This is a genomic window from Micavibrio aeruginosavorus ARL-13 (genome assembly GCF_000226315.1).
Classification (GTDB): domain Bacteria; phylum Pseudomonadota; class Alphaproteobacteria; order Micavibrionales; family Micavibrionaceae; genus Micavibrio; species Micavibrio aeruginosavorus_B.
In genome coordinates, this window is record NC_016026.1 from 472,377 (window position 1) to 491,225 (window position 18,849).

Here is an 18,849-nt window from a genome sequence, read left to right on the forward strand (position 1 = left end):
AATGATCCTCGCGACGTTACGGGAGCATTTTAAAAAAACTCTATACGGTTGGGTGCCTGCACTGGATCGCACAGCCGTTAAGCACCGTGCGCAAATTGAGAGTCTGTTGCAGCAGATCAACGACATTCATGGTCTGTATGCCATGCCGTTGGCGAAAAACTTTCAAACGATGCCGGATTATACCGTTCACTATGACTGGATGTGCCTGCTCGCGGACCGGGTGGGTGAACCGGCGGGCGTGCGCACGGCCTTCCGTTTGCGCTGGGCTCATGGTTGGGCATCGCAGCGTATGGGCTGTGCGCCGTATGGTCAGTTGGGTGATCCGGCTTATACGGAATTGGGCATTGTGCTGCCGCTGGAAAAAATTTTTCCTGTAATGATGGTGTTGCAAGATGAAAGGCGTCGCGTGTTCGGCATTGGTCCGTGTACAATGACGTTCGAGCGCACCACGATAGAAGATGCGCGCCAGCTTGTGGATGCCTATCGCATGCTCTGCCCGGTGAAAAAAGATTTTCTCAAGCTGGTGAAGTAGCATCCGCTCATGCATCGTCCTGCGTAACTATTCTTTGACCCACGCGCCTGATTGGAAACGGAGTGCATGTGCCGATGTCTGGTTATGACGGCCTCAGAAAATTTTTCGGATTGATCGTGACGCGCCGCACGCTGTCAGATCCTGTCGCCGCGCCGCCCGATCTGTCTGTCATTGTTGGGCACCTGGATGCGGTGTCTGCATTTAACACGGTTCCTATCGGGCGCGATTTTAGTATTAGCGAAAACGGATATATGCAGCGTGCGTGGGATTGCCTGCTCGCGGAGCGTATTGGAAAACCGGCCGGTGTGCGGACATTGTTTGCGGTGCGTCGTGTCAGCGGCTTTATGGAAGGTCGAGGCCATTGCGCGGATTGCGTTACGACAAGCGTGGTTTCCGAGCCACTATTTGGCCGTCCTATGGCGTTGGAGGCGGTGATCCCGGAAATGGAAACCCTTTTAAGAGCCCTGAGGTTGGGTGATGCAGGCTGTTTTCTGGACCAGGTGCATTTTAATCAGCCGACTCTGGCGGAAATGCAGGCTTTGGTCGGAGCCTACCGGGCTTTGGCACCACGCAAAACAGGTCATTTGGCCCTCGTGCCCAAGTAAAAAATGGCGGATTTCCAAGGGGTTTACGATTTTTTAAAGTTTTTTGTAAAAAATCGCCAAATTCCCTTTGACAGGGTCAGGGACCCCCTATATAAGGGGCGACCTCGGCAGGCGGCAACGTCAGCCAGCATCTTCGAAAAACTTTGAAAAAAGATTGAAAAAGATGATTGACAACGGAGTGAGTACCGACTAAATACTCGCTCCCTCGGCAGATGGAAACGTCGGCCAGCATCTTGGAAAAACTTTGAAAAAAGATTGAAAAAGATGGTTGACAACGGTTCGGGTAACGACTAAATACTCGCTCCACAGTCAACGAAGACGTCGGGTTCGCCCGGCTTTTTTATGAACGGACACGACACGCTTTATGCGGTGTCCGGCTGTAAGAAAACGGTTCTTGTACATCGTGAATGAAGGAAGAGATGCGCAGGCAGCAGTGCTTGGTGGTCGTGTTGAACACGTTACACACAAGCCTGCTTAATGATGTCTGCGTGTCTATTCGACGCACATGACGCATATATATAAGCAGGTTCTCGAACTTTGCTGTTTTTTAACAGTGATGGATTCAAACTTGAGAGTTTGATCCTGGCTCAGAACGAACGCTGGCGGCAGGCCTAATACATGCAAGTCGAACGCCCCGCAAGGGGAGTGGCGCACGGGTGAGTAACGCGTGGGAATGTGCCCTTAGGTGCGGAACAACGTTTGGAAACGAACGCTAATACCGCATAATATCTCCGGATCAAAGATTTATCGCCTAGGGATCAGCCCGCGTTGGATTAGCTAGTTGGTGGGGTAACGGCCTACCAAGGCGACGATCCATAGCTGGTCTGAGAGGATGATCAGCCACACTGGGACTGAGACACGGCCCAGACTCCTACGGGAGGCAGCAGTAAGGAATATTGGACAATGGGGGAAACCCTGATCCAGCCATGCCGCGTGAGTGATGAAGGCCTTCGGGTTGTAAAGCTCTTTTAGGTGTGAAAATGATGATGGTAGCACCAGAAAAAGCTCCGGCTAACTTCGTGCCAGCAGCCGCGGTAATACGAAGGGAGCGAGCGTTGTTCGGAATCACTGGGCGTAAAGCGTGCGTAGGCGGTTTTGTAAGACAGAAGTGAAATCCTGGAGCTTAACTCCAGAATTGCTTTTGTGACTGCAAAGCTTGAATCCAGGAGAGGTTGGGGGAATTCCGAGTGTAGAGGTGAAATTCGCAGATATTCGGAGGAACACCAGTGGCGTAGGCGCCCAACTGGACTGGTATTGACGCTGAGGCACGAAAGCGTGGGGATCAAACAGGATTAGATACCCTGGTAGTCCACGCCGTAAACGATGTGTGCTAGCTGTCGGGAGTCTTAGGCTTTCGGCGGCGCAGCTAACGCACTAAGCACACCGCCTGGGAAGTACGGCCGCAAGGTTAAAACTCAAAGGAATTGACGGGGACCCGCACAAGCGGTGGAGCATGTTGTTTAATTCGAAGCAACGCGAAGAACCTTACCTACTCTTGTATCCTCCTTTTGACTTTCAGAGATGATTGTCTTCGGTTCGGCCGGGGGAGTGACAGGTGCTGCATGGCTGTCGTCAGCTCGTGTCGTGAGATGTTGGGTTAAGTCCCGCAACGAGCGCAACCCTCATCGTATGTTGCCATCAGGTAATGCTGGGCACTCGTGCGAGACCGCCGGTGATAAGCCGGAGGAAGGTGGGGACGACGTCAAGTCATCATGGCCCTTACGAGTAGGGCTACAAACGTGCTACAATGGTGGTGACAGTGAGCAGCCACTCCGCAAGGAGGCGCTAATCTCTAAAAGCCATCTCAGTTCAGATTGTCCTCTGCAACTCGAGGGCATGAAGTTGGAATCGCTAGTAATCGTGGATCAGCATGCCACGGTGAATACGTTCCCGGGTCTTGTACACACCGCCCGTCACGTCATGGGAGTTGGTTCTACCTGAAGGCGGTACGCTAACCTATGGAGGCAGCCGACCACGGTAGGGTCAGTGACTGGGACGAAGTCGTAACAAGGTAGCCGTAGGGGAACCTGCGGCTGGATCACCTCCTTTCTAAGGATGTGTTTGGCATAACCTTCATCGTAAGATGAAAGCCTCGCACTGCTGCCGGCGTATCTCTTCCTTCAGATAAGAACCACTTCATAGCGACTGGGCTTGCCCTGGTTGTTGTGAATACCGAACCTAGAGAGTTTGGTTTTTGCAAACGGGGGCTTGTAGCTCAGTTGGTTAGAGCACACGCTTGATAAGCGTGGGGTCGAAAGTTCAAGTCTTTCCAGGCCCACCATTTTTCAAAAGATGGGCCCATAGCTCAGCTGGGAGAGCGCCTGATTTGCATTCAGGAGGTCAGGAGTTCGATCCTCCTTGGGTCCACCATTTTTTCTCTTCCTTCCAATGTTCACTCCAGTTTCTGTGTAAACGGGAATTGCAGTGAAGATTGAAAGATCTTCGGTTCTTTGACATCGTAAATAGGTATGACATCAATATCCAATGTCTAACGAAATGCTGAGTAAATAAGCCAGCGTAGCGGACTTGTCCCTGCGCGTGGTTTGAATTCAAGCGTCTTAAGGGCATCTGGTGAATGCCTTGGCGATCAGAGGCGATGAAGGACGTGGTACGCTGCGATAAGCTGCGGTTAGGGGCGAACACCCATTGACCCGCAGATCTCCGAATGGGGGAACCCACCGCTTTATGCGGTATCCTGCACTGAATTCATAGGTGCAGCGAAGCGAACCTGGGGAATTGAAACATCTCAGTACCCAGAGGAAAGGAAATCAACCGAGACTCCGTTAGTAGTGGCGAGCGAACGCGGACCAGCCCAATGGCAGTTGTGTAAGAACTAGAAGTGTCTGGAAAGGCACACCAAAGTAGGTGATAGTCCTGTATAGGTAGAAAGCACAAATGTCTATGAGTAAGGCGGGACACGAGTAATCCTGTCTGAACATGGGGGGACCATCCTCCAAGGCTAAGTACTACTGATCGACCGATAGTGAACCAGTACCGTGAGGGAAAGGTGAAAAGTACCCCGATAAGGGGAGTGAAACAGACCTGAAACCGGATGCCTACAAACAGTCGGAGCCTCTTTATGGGGTGACGGCGTACCTTTTGTATAATGGGTCAGAGAGTTAGTGTTGCATGCGAGCTTAAGCCGGTAGGTGTAGGCGCAGGGAAACCGAGTCTGAATAGGGCGACCAAGTATGCAGCATTAGACCCGAAAGCCGACGATCTAGCCATGGGCAGGTTGAAGTTAGGGTAACACCTAATGGAGGACCGAACTCATCACTGTTGAAAAAGTGTGGGATGACCTGTGGTTAGGGGTGAAAGGCCAATCAAGTCGGCTAATAGCTGGTTCTCCGCGAAAACTATTTAGGTAGTGCGTCATGCGAATACCCCGGGGGGTAGAGCACTGGATGGGCTAGGGGGGCGCGAGCCTTACCAAACCCAACCAAACTCCGAATACCCGGGAGTAATACATGGCAGACAGTCTTAGGGTGATAAGGTCCTAGGACGAGAGGGAAACAGCCCAGACCTACAGCTAAGGTCCCCAAATCATGACTAAGTGGGAAAGGATGTAGAAACTCCAAGACAACCAGGATGTTGGCTTAGAAGCAGCCATCATTTAAAGAAAGCGTAATAGCTCACTGGTCTAAATAAGAGTTTCCGCGCCGAAGATGTTACGGGGCTCAAGTCATGTACCGAAGCTTAGGACTCCTACGGGAGTGGTAGCGGAGCGTTCTGTAAGCCTGCGAAGGTGACGCGTGAGCGTTGCTGGAGGTATCAGAAGTGAGAATTCTGACATAAGTAGCGACAAACAGTGTGAGAATCACTGTCGCCGAAAGTCCAAGGGTTCCTGCGCAAGGCTAATCCGCGCAGGGTGAGCCGGTCCCTAAGGCGAGGCCGAAAGGCGTAGTCGATGGGAATCACGTTAATATTCGTGAGCCAGATGGAGGTGACGGCGGCCGAAAGCAGTATGCTCTTAACGGATTGAGTGTGCTGCCTGGGACGTCCAGGAAATAGCCCCATCATTATTGACCGTACCCGAAACCGACACAGGTGGACTGGTAGAGTATACCAAGGCGCTTGAGAGAACTGTTCTGAAGGAACTCGGCAAATTACTTGCGTAACTTCGGGATAAGCAAGCCCGGCCTATGGGCAACCAATGGCCGGGGACACAAACCAGGGGGTGGCGACTGTTTATCAAAAACACAGGGCTCTGCGAAGTCTAAAGACGACGTATAGGGTCTGACGCCTGCCCGGTGCTGGAAGGTTAAGAGGAGGTGTGCAAGCACTGAATCGAAGCCCCAGTAAACGGCGGCCGTAACTATAACGGTCCTAAGGTAGCGAAATTCCTTGTCGGGTAAGTTCCGACCTGCACGAATGGCGTAACGACTTCCCCACTGTCTCCAGAGCAGACTCAGCGAAATTGAATTCCTCGTGAAGATGCGGGGTTCCCGCGGTTAGACGGAAAGACCCTATGAACCTTTACTATAGCTTTGCAGTGGCATCAGGATTGTCATGTGTAGGATAGGTGGGAGACTTTGAAGCATGGGCGCCAGCTCGTGTGGAGTCGTCCTTGAAATACCACCCTTGATTTTCCTGGTGTCTAACGGCATCCCGTTATCCGGGATCCGGACCCTGCATGGTGGGTAGTTTGACTGGGGCGGTCGCCTCCCAAACAGTAACGGAGGCGCGCGATGGTAGGCTCAGGTTGGTCGGAAATCAACTTTTGAGTGCAATGGCATAAGCCTGCCTGACTGCGAGACTGACAAGTCGAGCAGAGTGGAAACACGGTCATAGTGATCTGGTGCACTCGTATGGAAGATGCATCACTTAACGAATAAAAGGTACTCTAGGGATAACAGGCTGATAGCGCCCAAGCGTCCCCAGCGACGGCGCTGTTTGGCACCTCGATGTCGGCTCATCTCATCCTGGGGCTGGAGCAGGTCCCAAGGGTATGGCTGTTCGCCATTTAAAGAGGTACGTGAGCTGGGTTCAGAACGTCGTGAGACAGTTCGGTCCCTATCTGCCGTGGGTGTTGGAAACTTGAGAGGAGCTGTCCTTAGTACGAGAGGACCGGGATGGACACACCTCTGGTGCACCAGTTGTCACGCCAGTGGCACAGCTGGGTAGCTATGTGTGGAAGGGATAAATGCTGAATGCATCTAAGCGTGAAGCCCCCCTCAAAACAAGGTTTCCCTATCAGAGCCGTGGAAGACCACCACGTTGATAGGACAGGTGTGGAAGAGTGGCAACACTTGAAGCTAACTGTTACTAATTGCTCGATCGGCTTGAATTCACTCCATGTCGTATGGTTTACCATCGATATGAACATCACGCGCAGCGGCAAGCTCGTTGCGGTTGGCTTATAGGCCAGCATTTTGAAAGACAAAAACGGATATTGGTTGTTTGATACAGGCGGTTTTGGATGACCTGGTGATTTTAGCGAGTGCGCAACACCCCATCCCATACCGAACTGGACCGTGAAAAGCCTCAGCGCCAATGGTACTTCGTCTTAAGACGCGGGAGAGTAGGTCGTTGCCAGGTCTTCCAAGCCCGCTTGGATTAAACAATCGTTGTTGTCATACCTATTTACGATGATCAATTTTTTGTAACGCGCCCTTGGCGCGTTTTTTTGTATCTAATCTTTGCTTTTTTCTTATAAAACCACTGTTCTGCGGGGCCTATGCAATGAGTTTCTCTCTTCCCGTGCCGATTGCGACGATCGGGTTGTTGTTGGCGTCCAACATCTTCATGACTTTTGCCTGGTATGGTCATCTGAAATTTAAAACAACGCCATTGTTGATTGTTATATTTGTCAGCTGGGGCATCGCTTTTTTTGAATATTGTTTGCAAGTTCCTGCAAATCGTATGGGGCACGCTGTCTTTAATGCGGCACAACTCAAGACCATTCAGGAATGCTTGACCCTATTGGTGTTTATGGGTTTCTCGATCTGGTATTTGAAGGAACCGATCCAATGGAATCACCTTCTCGGCTTCGGTCTGATTGTGCTTGCGGCGTGGGTGATTTTTAAAAAATGGTAGCAGCGCCCGGCTGTGTCTTTTTGCAAAAAGATTTATCGTCTTTATCGCGAATAAGGTTTGCGTTCTTGAAGTGAACGGTCTATAACCCCATATCGCTTGCGCGCCCCGCATTTCTAACCGGTTGGGGCCGCCATTTCTCGGTGACGCGGGGTGGAGCAGCCCGGTAGCTCGTCAGGCTCATAACCTGAAGGTCGTAGGTTCAAATCCTGCCCCCGCAACCAATTCTCTCTAAGCATAATTATGGTGTTTTTGTTTTGGTGAGTGATCTCACCATCCCTGCGCATGTAAAAACAAGATCGGCTTTCATTGTCCTTTTGGTCCTGATGTAAACTGGCGTTCGTATTTTTTGAATCGTCGTGTTTTTACATCAATCGATAACAGGAAGGCTGATCTGCCATGAAGAATCTTGCTTATGCTTTGGGCTTTCGCGAAAAGCAATTCGCCAATGATGATGATAGATTTCTATCGTTAAAAATGGGGGCGTTGCGTGGATTGTCTACCAATATCATGATGGCGGACAAGGATTATAATATTGTCTATGTGAACGATGCCATTATTGAGTTTCTCCGCGCGCTTGAAGGGGATATCAAAAAAGATTTTCCGTCGTTTAATGTCGATCAATTGATTGGAACCAATATTGATATGTTCCACAAAAGTCCATCGCATCAACGCGGTATGCTGGATCGTATGAGCGGTGAGTTCGATACATCAATTAAGGTTGGTGGAATTGTTTTTAATCTGCATGCTTTTCCGGTTTTTGATGACAATAAAAATCGTGTCGGAACTGTTGTGGAGTGGCAGGATTCAAAACAAATGGATGGCGTTTCGCAAATTGCATCCATTCATAAATCCATGGCCGTTATTGAGTTTAATATGGATGGTACCATCATCACGGCGAATAAAAACTTCCTTGATACCGTTGGATATGGCCTGGATGAGGTGAAAGGTCACCATCACCGCATGTTTATGGAGGCGAGTGAAGCCGACAGCGCGGAATACAGAAAATTCTGGGACGATTTGCGCGCGGGCCAGTATCAATCTTCAGAATATAAACGTGTTGGCAAGGGGGGGCGCGAAATCTGGATCCAGGCCAGTTATAATCCTGTGTTTGACCTCAACGGCCGCCCGTTTAAGGTCGTCAAATTTGCGACCGATGTCACAAAACAGGTCATTGCAAAGCAAAACGCCGGAAAAATGATCGAAAGCGCCGCCGTGGGAACGGAAGAGTTGAGTGCGTCCGTGAAGGAAATCACGGAAAGCATGACAAAATCCCGTGCAACAACGGAGAAGGCTTACGGCATTGTTGATCAGGCCGATCAGCAAACCAATAAGCTGGCCGATGCCGCGGCGTCCATGGGTGGAATTGTTGAATTGATTAACAGTATCGCAGGGCAGATCAATCTGCTGGCCTTGAATGCGACCATTGAATCCGCACGTGCGGGTGAGGCTGGTAAAGGATTTGCCGTGGTGGCAAATGAAGTAAAAAATCTGGCGGCGCAGGCCAAAACAGCGACGGATAAAATTTCGCTAGAGATCAATTCCATGCGTGATATTTCATCGAATGTTGTGTCATCCTTGAATGCGATTAAAGAATCGATCGAAACTGTGCGCGAATACGTGAATTCAACGGCCAGTGCGGTTGAGGAGCAAAGCGCTGTTGCCAACGAAATTGCCAGCAATATGCAGCGGGTAACGCGCGAAGTAAACAGTATGGTCTAGATAGATTTAGGCCCATAAAATCCCCCCCGTCAGATGTGTCTGGCGGGGGGATCTGTTTAACATCAAAAGTTTGTTGTGGGGCCGTTTAATAAATGCGCATCTGGACGTTCGGATTTGCGTGTGCGCGTCTTTTGTAGGGGGGCATCGCCTGATCCGCTGGAAATGCTGGTCATGCAATTCTGTAATGCCAGCATATCATCATTTAATTCTTTCATACGCAGGCGAATTTCGTTCAGGTGCTGGGTCACCAAATCCTGGAAACTGGTGGCCTCGAAAATAATATTGGCCTGGTTTTGGATTTCTGCAGCGGCATCGCCCTTCATCTTGGCCAATGATTTCATGATACTTTCAGCGGCTGTCAAAATTTGATCGGCGGCCTTTTCTGTCCGTTTCTCGGCTGCAGCAATCTGGTCGTTGATGGCGGGCATGGTAAATGCTTGATAATGGCTGGGTATATCATCCAGTGCGCTGACATGATCGGCCAGGCGTCTGGCCAGCTGGGCCATGGAATCGACCAATGCGGCGCGCTTTTCCGGCGATACGTGGCCCATGGCTTGGCTTGTTTCCTGTATGGTCTGGATGAGGGATGTCATTCAAAAAATATCCTTATCGCTGTTTTTTGGTCATAACTGATTTTATTTTTGTTTCTAATGTGTCCGCGTTAAAAGGCTTGATGATGTAGTTATCAACGCCGGCCTGTTTCGCCTCCATGACGTTTTCGGGGCGAGATTCCGCCGTAATCATAATAAATGGAACATTTTTATGTTCGTATGTTGAATCAGTTCGAACAAATTGCAGTAATTGCAACCCGGTCATGGGCATCATGTTCCAATCCGACAAGACCAAATCATACTTATTGTGCGCAAGCTTTTGCAGGGCCGATTGTCCATCCGTTGCTTCGTCAACATTGCTGATATTAATTTGTGAAAGCAGATTTCGAACAATGCGCAGCATCGTTTTGTGATCGTCAACGATCAATACTTTCATATCCTTGTTTATATCCATTTCTGATCACTTTCTTTGAATAAGAGAAAAATGAATATACGCAGTAATAATGTTCAGTATCAGTGTTGAGCGTAAACCGTAAAATAACGATGAATCACAATCGTGTATATCGTCGCACGAGTGATCAATTTTGCGTGGTGATATTTTCATGCCTGCGCGGGTATTCACTTTTAAATTTATGCGCGTGTTTATTGCATATCGCATTACCATGTTTGGCGTTTATATCTCGATAAGAATTGCCCGCCTAAGATACATCCTGTTTCCGAATCTTCTGCCATTTTATAAACGGTGATTGCGCTATGGATGACCTCGTCACAGAATTTATAACAGAAACTGTTGAATCGCTTTCGACGCTGGACCTTGATCTGGTGCGATTGGAGCAGGAGCCGGAAAATAAAGATCTTCTGGGTAACATTTTCAGGCTCATGCACACAATCAAGGGAACGTGTGGATTTATCGGTCTTCCGCGCTTGGAAAAAACTGCGCACGCCGCCGAAAACCTTCTTGATAATTTTCGCAATGACAAAATGGACGTCAGTGAACGGGCCATGACATTGCTGTTTATGTGCATTGACCGTGTTCGGTTTTTGGTGAGTGAAGTCAGTAAAAGTGGAGCAGAACCAGAAGGGAACGATTCCGATATTATTCAGGTGATTGAGGCTGAGATAGAACAATCCCTGCATGGCGGAGAAAAGAAAGAGTCGGCGGTTTCAAACCGTGATCCTGTGCCAGAGCCGCCGGTTTCTGTCGATATTTCCCCGGCCCAGACGGTTGAAAAGGGGCCTGAATATCTGCGTGTACAGATGAATGTTCTGGAAGATCTTATCAATATGGTTTCCGAGCTTGTTTTGACGCGAAACCAACTGTCGCAATTGATCCGTATGGAGGAAAATTCAAATCTGACAACGCCATTCCAGCGGTTGAACAGGATTGTATCAGATCTTCAGGATAGCGTCATGAAAACGCGAATGCAACCCATTGGGAATGCATGGTCAAAATTGCCGCGTATCGTGCGTGATTTGTCGACCGAGATGAAAAAGAAAATTGTCCTGGAGATGGAAGGCGAGGAAACCGAGCTGGATCGTCAGGTGTTGGAGCAGATTAAAGATCCGCTGACCCATATGATCCGAAATTCGTGCGATCATGGTATTGAGCGCCCCGCCGATCGATTGGATGCCGGTAAAAAAGAACAAGGATGCATTCGCCTACGTGCATATCATGAGGGTGGGTTTATTGTTCTGCAGATCAGCGATGACGGCAAGGGTTTGGACCCGGCGAAAATTGCCGAGAAGGCAATTGAAAAGGGGCTGGCTGACCCAGATAAAATTCAGGCTATGAGTGATAAACAAATCCTCAGTTACATCATGCGCCCGGGTTTTTCAACGGCCGAACAGATCACGAATGTATCGGGGCGCGGGGTCGGCATGGATGTCGTTCGCGCCAATATTGAAAAAATTGGTGGCTCAATTGACATGGAATCTACCCCGGGAAAGGGGACGTGTTTTACGATCCAAATTCCACTGACTCTGGCGATTATTTCTGCATTGATCGTTGAGATTGATTCCTATCGTTATGCCATCCCACAAATGAATATTCAGGAATTAGTGTCCATTAACCCGACAGATTCCGACATGATTGAATATATAAATGACAAACCGGTCCTGCGCTTACGTGACCGCATTATCCCGCTTCTTGATAGTGAAGCGTTGTTTGATTTTAAGAGTGATCAAGGACAGAAGCCACATAATGAAAAGCTGATTTGCGTGATTAGTACGGGTTCCAGCTATTACGGCATTCTGGTGGATCAGATCTATGATACGGAAGAAGTTGTGATTAAATCTGTATCCTCTGTTCTTAAAAATGCCGGTATTTTCTCTGGCAATACCATTTTGGGTGATGGGCGGGTCATTATGATTTTGGATCCTGCGGCCATTGCCCGTAAATTCAATGTTGAAAAAGCGGTCAACCAGATAGAGGCGGAGAACATCATGGCGCGCCAGGCACGCGAAAGTGTGAAAGAGCGTGCCTCAATGCTGGTCTTCAAGGCTGGTGATGGCGCATTGAAGGCGGTGCCGTTGGCGCTGGTGTCCAGAATTCAGGTTTTTCCACGCGGTGAAATTACCTGTTCGGCTGACAAGATCGTTGTGCGATATAACAACACATTGATGCAGTTATGCTTCATTGATTCCACGACGCAGGGGCTGAATGATCATGAGGTCATGAGCCTGGTTCTGTCCGACGATATGTCGGATGCTTCAATGGGCCTGATTATTGACCATGTGGTTGACATTATCGAGGGGGATTTAGACCTGACAACGGCGACATTGCGTCCTGGCGTTTTGGGCAGCATGATTTTAAGCGACCGAACGGTGGATGTCATCGATATTGCTCACTTCCTGTCGCTTAGCCGTTCAGACTGGTTCTCTAAGATGGCGCATCAATCGGCGCCCTATGCCAATTATCATATTGAACGCGTGCATGAACGGTTGGATATAGTCGAAACCGGTCCGCATACAACAGGCCGCTCTGCAACTATCGGCGAGCTGGAGCAGACGGCCATGGCGCACAGGCCCATGGCGGAATATAGGGGGCAAAAAATGCGCCTTCTGGTCGTGGATGACAGCCCATTTTTCCGCAGCATGCTTTATCCAATTTTGACGGGTGCCGGATACGATGTGACATTATCCGAGGACCCGTTGCATGCCATTCGTCTGCACGATGATGGGCATATGTTCGATATTGTTTTGAGTGATATCGAGATGCCGCATATGGACGGGTATGAATTTGTTGAACGGATGCGCGACGATTCGTCGTGGAAAGATGTTCCCTTTATTGCCATTACCTCCCACAACACAAGGGAAGATATCGAGTATGGCTATAAAAAAGGGTTTAACAAATATATTGGAAAATTTGACAAAGATGAATTGATCCGGTCTTTGGTCAGCATCCGCAATAATGAGTAATTAATTGCCATGGGGAACGCTATGAATAATGCAAAGCCAAATATTGTCGCGGACACATTCAAAATTCTGATTTTGAATATTGGAAATCATTATTTTGGCGCGCCGATTGAAAGTATTCAGGATGTCATCCAGCGCAATCCAACCACGCCTGTACCATTAACACCCCCCAATATTATCGGCCTTTTGAATTTGCGGGGGCATATTGTGACCGAAATTGACGTCGCTTATACGCTGGGCATTCACAATCGGGATTGGCTGGCGGGCAATAACGGATATTCCATCGTTATCAATCGGGGTGGCGAAATGTACAGCCTGGTGTTTGAAGGAATCGGTGATGTTGTCGACGTCATGGATTCGAGCATTGAAAAACTGCCGGATACGATTAACCGTAAGTGGTTTTCCATTTCGCGTGGTGTTTGTCGCATGGGGGACAAGCTGGTTGTTCTGCTTGATTTTAACCTGATGATTGACCATTTGACCCCGGAACCGGCAAATATGGTGTAACACGCTATGGATATTTCACCTGTACGCGTCATGCTGGTCGACGATTCTGTTGTTGTGCGTGGATTGTTGCGTAATATCATTGAAAAACATAACGATCTGGACATCGTCGCTGCGGCGGCCGATGGCCAGACCGCTTTGCGCGATTATCGCACCCATCGTCCTGATATTGTCTTGATGGATGTTGAGATGCCGCATATGGACGGGCTCAGCGCCCTGCGTGAGATTTTGGTCCATGATCCAGATGCACGGGTCATTATGTGTTCAAGCCTGACGCAGGCCGGGGCGGAAACGACGTACCAGGCTCTGCATATCGGCGCTGTGGACTGTCTGGCGAAGCCGTCGTCAAAATCGATTGATCGGGGTTTGACGTTCGAACAGGAATTGCTGTTAAAACTGCGTACGCTGGGGCGGAATGGTGCGAAAAGAAAGGCGGTTTCGATAACCGCGCGGTCTTCTGGGGTGCCGGAACTGGTGTCTTTGTCCACGCCTTATATGCACAAGTTGGGCGGGGACGTGGTTTTGCGCCGGATGCCTGATCATTTACCCCCGAATTTTCCCTTGGCTTTGGCGATCGGTGCATCCACGGGCGGGCCGAAAGCGCTGGTCGAATTTCTGACCAGCGTTGATAAAAATATAATGTTGCCCATTTTCATTACGCAACATATCCCGCCCGGCTTTTCCCGCTTTCTGGCGGAGAATATTGAACGTAAAACTGGTTTTCCTGCGCATGAGGCGGAGGAGGGAATGCTGGTATCCCCCGGCCACGTGTATATTGCGCCGGGGCAAAAGCATATGGGTGTACAAAAAGGGATCCCAAAGCGCATTACTCTGACCGATGGGCCGCCAGTCAATTTTTGTAAACCATCTGTCGATGTTATGCTGGATTCATTGGAGCATGCGTATGGCGGACATTTGCTCACCGTTATTCTGACGGGTATGGGGGCTGACGGGCATCAATCCAGCCGCCGCATGGTTGTTGACGGTACGCATAATATTTTAATCGCGCAGGACGAGGAATCGTCCGTAGTTTGGGGTATGCCGGGTGCGGTGGCAAAAGATGGGATATGTCACGCTGTCCTGCCACTCTCGCGTATTGGGGCCGCAGTAAACAAGTTGGTACGCCGTGAATCCATAGGGGATCATCATGCAAATTGATGATATTGAATTTCACTTCTTCCGTAATTTTCTGAAGGAATCGTCCGGCTATCATTTGACGGATGATAAGCGCTACCTGTTGGAATCGCGATTAGAGGATGTGCTGCGAAGCTGGAAGCTGAATGATCATCGCGCGATTATATCGTCAATCCGGAATGATTATTCATCGAAAATGGCGACCGATGTGATCGAGGCCATGACGATCAACGAAACCTTCTTTTTCCGCGACCAAATCCCGTTTGATGTGTTTGAAAATCAATTGCTGGATCGTCTGGCGGAATCCGCCGTGGCCAATCGTGTGCGCATATGGTCGGCCGCATGTTCCACTGGTCAGGAACCATATTCAGTGGCGATGATTGCGACGGAAAAGCGCTCGGTTTATCCAAAATTACTATGCGAAGTTGTGGGCACGGATATTAACAGCCGGGTTTTGTCCCGTGCGCGCCAAGGGGTTTTTTCGGATATTGAGGTGCACCGTGGCTTGCCCGATCATTACCGCGACAAATATTTTACGCGCGATGGATCAAACTGGAAAATCAACGACGATATTCGGGCCCAGGTTCATTTCCGGCAAATGAATTTGAAAGGTGATTACGATGTTGAGGGGCCATTTGATTTTGTCCTGCTGCGGAACGTTTTGATTTATTTTGATACGGCGTTGAAGGAAAATATCCTGCGCCGTATTGCTGACCGTATGCGTCCGGGGGGCTATTTACTGCTGGGCGCGGCGGAAGGTATTTACGACCTCAACCATCATTTCCAGCGCTGCCCCGATATAAAAGGTCTCTATGAATATCGCGGATGAAAAAAGCCCCCGGATTGCGGGGGCTTTTTTCTATCTAGTGGACCAGGATATTCCGGAACTGCCACGGGTCGGAGGTGTCGATATCCTCCGGGAACAGGCCAGGGCGGTTATCCAGCGGGGTCCAGTCGGTATAATGGCCTTCAACCGTGCCCAGATACGGGCTCTGGACCTCCAGGCAGCGGCGGTGATCCATTTCCTCTGTCTCGACAATCCCGGCCATGGGGTTTTCCAGTGCCCAGACCATGCCGGCGATAATCGCGGATGTCACCTGGAGTGCCGTGGCGTTTTGATACGGGGCGAGGGCGCGGGTTTCCTCAATCGTCAGGCGGGATCCATACCAATAGGCATTCTTGGCGTGCCCGAACAGGAGTACACCCAATTCATCCCGCCCATCGACAATTTCGGATTCGCCAAGGATATGCATACGCGGCTGCATTTTTCCATCACGGCCAAACAATTCATGCCATGACAAAATGGCATTGTTGCACGGGTGATAGGCGTAATGGCATGTCGGGCGGTATTCCGGTTTCGGCCCGGACCCAACGGTGAAATAATCGGAAATTGAAATGGCCTCGTTATGCGTCACCAAAAACCCGAATTGTGCGCCCGGGGTTGGGCACCATGTACGGACGCGGGTCGCGGCGCCGGGTTGGTTCAGGTAAATCGCGGCCTGGCACCCGAACGAATGGGTGGAGGCATTGGGCGGCATCCAGTTTTCATGCGTGCCCCATCCCAACTCTGCGGGCTGATAGCCTTCAGATACGAAGCCTTCTACCGACCAGGTGTTGACGAAGACATTCATTTCCTTTGGCATCCGGGCGCGCTGGGTGTCGCGTTCGGCGATGTGCACGCCTTTGATGCCCAATGTTTGCATCAATCGGGCCCAGTCTTCGCGTGTTTGTGGTTCGGTGAACGGTGTGTTGGTGTCGCGGGCGATGTTTAACACGGCCTGTTTGACAAACCACGATACCATGCCGGGGTTCGCACCGCAGCAGGATACGGCGGTGCGGGTGCCGCGCGCCAGAGCCTTTTCCTCGATGATGTCATCGCGCAAATCATAATTTGTGCGGTCGCCGGGGTGGGCGTTTTTGTTATCGTAATACCCCGCCCACGGTTCGGCCACGGTGTCGATGTAATGGCAATCCAGTTCGCGGCACAGGCGCATGATATCGCGGGATGACGTATCGACTGATACGTTGACGCAGAACCCAACACCTTCGCCATTACGTAGCAGCGGTGTGAGGATGTCGCGGTAGTTTTCAAGAGAAAGTTCAGCGTGAATGAAGCGAATGCCCAGCCCCTCAACCACGGGGCGGTAAATATCTTCCGGATCGATAATGACGAAACGGTCCCGGTCAAATTTGAAATGTCGCTCCAGCAGGGGAACCATGCCGCGCCCGATAGAGCCAAATCCAATCATCACCACGGGCCCGTTTATCGTCCCGTGTACCGGCCAGTTTGCCATTCTCGATTTTTTCCACTTCTGGTCAGAGGTTCACAATATTGACCAGATAGCGGCAAATGATCCCGGAAAGCAAGGGGATTATGATTGTCGTAAAACGCCCGTATGGCGGGCGCTGCGGGCGTTACTGGCCGCCGCAGACAAAGCGGATCTGGCGACCGTTGGTCACCACGGGTTTGCATTGTTGTTTGGGCGTGTTTTCCGGTGTTGTCGGTGGTGTGGCTTGTGTCTTGGCAACGTCCTGCTCGGCGCGGCTGGTGGCCTGTTCTTGGGCCTGGATCATGGCGCGGCGATCGTCGTCGTTCAGGGTCAGGGCAACCTTCGGGTCAATCCCACGCTTCTGCAACAGGCTGTTGACGGTGGCGCGGTCGTCTTCGTTCATTTTTGCGTAGAGCTGTACGCCCGTATAGCGGCTGACATCCGGTGAGGCCAGCAATGTGGCCACCGTTTCCGGTTCAATGCGCAAGGCACCCTTTTGGCCCAGGCGCGCTTCCAGCTGGGCGCGTGCGCCTGGCAGTTGATCGAGATAGAGCAGAAAACCAAGCGCATTGCCGACCGGGTCGTTTTTCTTGCGCAACAGGGTTTCCGCGAATTCCGCGTTTGCGCAATCCTTGTCCCATTTGCTTTGCCCGACACCGTAAAAACCGATGCCATTATAATCCGTGCCCATGCAGGTTTCGGTGTTCAATCCCGGTGTGGCGCATCCGCTCAAAATCGCCGCTGCTAGGCCCAGTGTCGATAACGCCCCTGCACGGCGCAGGTTCGCGTTTTCAAACACAGAACGCAGGGGGGCGTTGTCGTTGGTTGCGGTTTTTATGGTCATTGCTACACACCCTTTTTTTGGTTTTTTAAGGTCGCAAATAATTACCATAATGTAAAGCTGTCCGTCAATAAAAACCGACGGAAGTTTATTAATTTGTTGAAATATAAAGAAAAAGCGCCCGGCTTGGGGCCGAGCGCTTTCCTGCACAATTCTTGGGCTTTAACCGCTTACGGGCGGGAGCACGGGCTTACATAGCGTTTCGTGGTCGTGGAGCCGCCGCTTTTCTCGGTGACGTTCACGGTTACTTTACCGCCGCAGCCAACTTGCTGCTGAACAACCGGTTGGGCCACAACCTGCTGAACCGGAGCCGGTGCAGCGGAGTTGTCGAAGCTGACGCCGATACCCAGCAATTGGTTCCAGTTTTCGGAACGAACGCTGACCGGCTGGCCGTTTACGGCTTTCTGTTGAACGTTTTCGCGGATGGCTTGAACGGCCTGGGCCACTTTTTCGTCGGACTGGGCGCGTTCCTGAACAGCGATTGCGCGCAGCATCGGGTCGCCGCTTTCGATGTAGGCTTTGCGTTCTTCATGCGCCAGGCAATCTTTGTCCGAGCTGTTGGCTTCGGAAGAACCCAGGCTGATACCGCCGCCGATCACTTGGATCGCGCCGACTTTGGTTTTCACGTTCGCGCATTTGGACGTTGCAACCGTGCTCAAAGACGGGGCGATTGCGGACGCTGCAGCCACTTCGTTTTTGAAGCTGACGTTGTTGTCACCGCCGACAGCATTGGCGTTGGATGCGGATTGGCCGCCTTGACCACCCTCACCACCTTGGCCGCCCTGACCGCCTTGGCCACCGGTTGCCGTGGCACTGCCACCTTGGCCACCGTTTGCGACAGCGTTTCCGCCGTTGGCAACAGCGTTGGAGTTGGAGCCGGATACGGCACCCGCAACGGCCCCAGCGTTGGCGCTGGCATTGTTGTTGTTGTGATTGTTGTTGTAGTTTTTGTTGGTGTTGTTCACATCAACATTGTTTGTCGGTGTGGACGGCTGCTCCGGATATTCCGGGTAGTAGGTTGCAGAAGCCGGCGCGGCGAAAGCGGCGCTCAGGGCCAGGGCAGCAGCGGTCAGTTTCAGTGTCTTGAAGCTCATATTTTTTCACCTTCTATTGTTATGCGGCCCATGATAGCTGGAGCCGCCTTTTGGGTTACGGGACTAAAAGTCGCGCCCTTGATATTCCATAATTGAACTTTATGTCAAGAAAATAATCACGCCTTAAGGATGTTCTTTTTGCAGGGCTG

General features: G+C 50.7%; 13 protein-coding genes, 3 tRNA genes and 3 rRNA genes. 14 read left to right on the forward strand and 5 right to left on the reverse strand.

Annotation, left to right across the window (positions count from 1 at the left end):
- Window position 1: 1 nt before the first annotated feature.
- The 10 genes from MICA_RS02085 to MICA_RS02130 all read left to right on the forward strand — a co-directional run bounded on the left by MICA_RS02085 (window position 2) and on the right by MICA_RS02130 (window position 8,892).
- On the forward strand, window positions 2–532 hold the full coding sequence (locus MICA_RS02085; protein WP_236619942.1) for a hypothetical protein: 531 nt from the start codon (window positions 2–4) through the stop codon (window positions 530–532).
- A gap of 74 nt (window positions 533–606) precedes the next feature.
- Window positions 607–1,137, forward strand: a complete 531-nt coding sequence (locus MICA_RS02090) for a hypothetical protein (RefSeq protein ID WP_014102021.1) — start codon at window positions 607–609, stop codon at window positions 1,135–1,137.
- Window positions 1,138–1,701: 564 nt separating this feature from the next.
- Window positions 1,702–3,186, forward strand: a 16S ribosomal RNA gene (locus MICA_RS02095).
- A 155-nt stretch (window positions 3,187–3,341) separates the two neighbouring features.
- Window positions 3,342–3,418, forward strand: a tRNA-Ile gene (locus MICA_RS02100).
- Window positions 3,419–3,431: 13 nt separating this feature from the next.
- Window positions 3,432–3,507: transfer RNA gene (locus MICA_RS02105), tRNA-Ala, on the forward strand.
- Window positions 3,508–3,684: 177 nt separating this feature from the next.
- Window positions 3,685–6,427: ribosomal RNA gene (locus tag MICA_RS02110) — 23S ribosomal RNA — on the forward strand.
- Between the two features lie 133 nt (window positions 6,428–6,560).
- A 5S ribosomal RNA gene (gene rrf, locus MICA_RS02115) occupies window positions 6,561–6,675 on the forward strand.
- The 16S, 23S and 5S rRNA genes sit together here with 2 tRNA genes alongside, the layout of an rRNA operon.
- 144 nt (window positions 6,676–6,819) lie before the next feature.
- Window positions 6,820–7,173, forward strand: coding sequence for a DMT family protein (locus MICA_RS02120; RefSeq protein WP_014102022.1), 354 nt, complete (start codon window positions 6,820–6,822; stop codon window positions 7,171–7,173).
- A gap of 144 nt (window positions 7,174–7,317) precedes the next feature.
- Window positions 7,318–7,394 (forward strand) — tRNA-Met (locus MICA_RS02125).
- A gap of 175 nt (window positions 7,395–7,569) precedes the next feature.
- Window positions 7,570–8,892 carry a methyl-accepting chemotaxis protein gene (locus MICA_RS02130; protein ID WP_014102023.1) on the forward strand — a complete coding sequence of 441 codons (1,323 nt, stop codon included), beginning with the start codon at window positions 7,570–7,572 and terminating at the stop codon, window positions 8,890–8,892.
- Between the two features lie 62 nt (window positions 8,893–8,954).
- Here the strand turns inward: MICA_RS02130 and MICA_RS02135 are convergent, their stop codons facing one another.
- Both MICA_RS02135 and MICA_RS02140 read right to left on the reverse strand, forming a co-directional pair.
- Entirely contained in the window at window positions 8,955–9,485 is a 531-nt protein-coding gene (locus MICA_RS02135; RefSeq protein ID WP_014102024.1) for a hypothetical protein, read from the reverse strand.
- Between the two features lie 13 nt (window positions 9,486–9,498).
- A complete protein-coding gene (locus MICA_RS02140; protein ID WP_014102025.1) occupies window positions 9,499–9,897 on the reverse strand; it encodes a response regulator in 399 nt (132 codons plus the stop codon).
- 299 nt (window positions 9,898–10,196) lie between these two features.
- Between MICA_RS02140 and MICA_RS02145 the strand changes: the two genes are divergently transcribed.
- Genes MICA_RS02145 through MICA_RS02160 form a run of 4 tightly spaced genes read left to right on the forward strand, consistent with a single transcriptional unit; the run spans window position 10,197 to window position 15,324 of the window.
- Entirely contained in the window at window positions 10,197–12,860 is a 2,664-nt protein-coding gene (locus MICA_RS02145; RefSeq protein WP_014102027.1) for a hybrid sensor histidine kinase/response regulator, read from the forward strand.
- A 21-nt stretch (window positions 12,861–12,881) separates the two neighbouring features.
- Window positions 12,882–13,364: a chemotaxis protein CheW gene (locus MICA_RS02150; RefSeq protein ID WP_014102028.1), complete on the forward strand. Its 483-nt coding sequence runs from the start codon at window positions 12,882–12,884 to the stop codon at window positions 13,362–13,364.
- 6 nt (window positions 13,365–13,370) lie between these two features.
- Entirely contained in the window at window positions 13,371–14,519 is a 1,149-nt protein-coding gene (locus MICA_RS02155) for a protein-glutamate methylesterase/protein-glutamine glutaminase (RefSeq protein ID WP_014102029.1), read from the forward strand.
- Window positions 14,509–15,324 (forward strand): CheR family methyltransferase, encoded by an 816-nt coding sequence (locus MICA_RS02160; protein WP_014102030.1) that lies wholly within the window; start codon window positions 14,509–14,511, stop codon window positions 15,322–15,324. The genes MICA_RS02155 and MICA_RS02160 overlap by 11 nt, the downstream gene beginning before the upstream one ends.
- 34 nt (window positions 15,325–15,358) lie before the next feature.
- Here MICA_RS02160 and MICA_RS02165 read toward each other — a convergent pair whose 3' ends face one another.
- The 3 genes from MICA_RS02165 to MICA_RS02175 form a co-directional block, all read right to left on the reverse strand.
- Window positions 15,359–16,744, reverse strand: a complete 1,386-nt coding sequence (locus MICA_RS02165) for a homospermidine synthase (protein ID WP_014102031.1) — start codon at window positions 16,742–16,744, stop codon at window positions 15,359–15,361.
- Between the two features lie 166 nt (window positions 16,745–16,910).
- On the reverse strand, window positions 16,911–17,609 hold the full coding sequence (locus tag MICA_RS02170) for a hypothetical protein (protein WP_014102032.1): 699 nt from the start codon (window positions 17,607–17,609) through the stop codon (window positions 16,911–16,913).
- Between the two features lie 167 nt (window positions 17,610–17,776).
- Complete coding sequence (locus MICA_RS02175; protein ID WP_014102033.1) at window positions 17,777–18,700, reverse strand: hypothetical protein; 924 nt, start codon at window positions 18,698–18,700, stop codon at window positions 17,777–17,779.
- Window positions 18,701–18,849: the final 149 nt, after the last annotated feature.

What these genes read in the sequence shown, in the direction of transcription:
- MICA_RS02085 (WP_236619942.1), top strand. Translation starts at nt 2, where the DNA reads ATGATCCTCGCGACGTTACGGGAGCATTTTAAAAAAACTCTATACGGT.
- MICA_RS02090 (WP_014102021.1), top strand. Translation starts at nt 607, where the DNA reads ATGTCTGGTTATGACGGCCTCAGAAAATTTTTCGGATTGATCGTGACG.
- MICA_RS02120 (WP_014102022.1), top strand. Translation starts at nt 6,820, where the DNA reads ATGAGTTTCTCTCTTCCCGTGCCGATTGCGACGATCGGGTTGTTGTTG.
- MICA_RS02130 (WP_014102023.1), top strand. Translation starts at nt 7,570, where the DNA reads ATGAAGAATCTTGCTTATGCTTTGGGCTTTCGCGAAAAGCAATTCGCC.
- MICA_RS02135 (WP_014102024.1), bottom strand. Translation starts at nt 9,485, where the DNA reads ATGACATCCCTCATCCAGACCATACAGGAAACAAGCCAAGCCATGGGC.
- MICA_RS02140 (WP_014102025.1), bottom strand. Translation starts at nt 9,897, where the DNA reads ATGGATATAAACAAGGATATGAAAGTATTGATCGTTGACGATCACAAA.
- MICA_RS02145 (WP_014102027.1), top strand. Translation starts at nt 10,197, where the DNA reads ATGGATGACCTCGTCACAGAATTTATAACAGAAACTGTTGAATCGCTT.
- MICA_RS02150 (WP_014102028.1), top strand. Translation starts at nt 12,882, where the DNA reads ATGAATAATGCAAAGCCAAATATTGTCGCGGACACATTCAAAATTCTG.
- MICA_RS02155 (WP_014102029.1), top strand. Translation starts at nt 13,371, where the DNA reads ATGGATATTTCACCTGTACGCGTCATGCTGGTCGACGATTCTGTTGTT.
- MICA_RS02160 (WP_014102030.1), top strand. Translation starts at nt 14,509, where the DNA reads ATGCAAATTGATGATATTGAATTTCACTTCTTCCGTAATTTTCTGAAG.
- MICA_RS02165 (WP_014102031.1), bottom strand. Translation starts at nt 16,744, where the DNA reads ATGATTGGATTTGGCTCTATCGGGCGCGGCATGGTTCCCCTGCTGGAG.
- MICA_RS02170 (WP_014102032.1), bottom strand. Translation starts at nt 17,609, where the DNA reads ATGACCATAAAAACCGCAACCAACGACAACGCCCCCCTGCGTTCTGTG.
- MICA_RS02175 (WP_014102033.1), bottom strand. Translation starts at nt 18,700, where the DNA reads ATGAGCTTCAAGACACTGAAACTGACCGCTGCTGCCCTGGCCCTGAGC.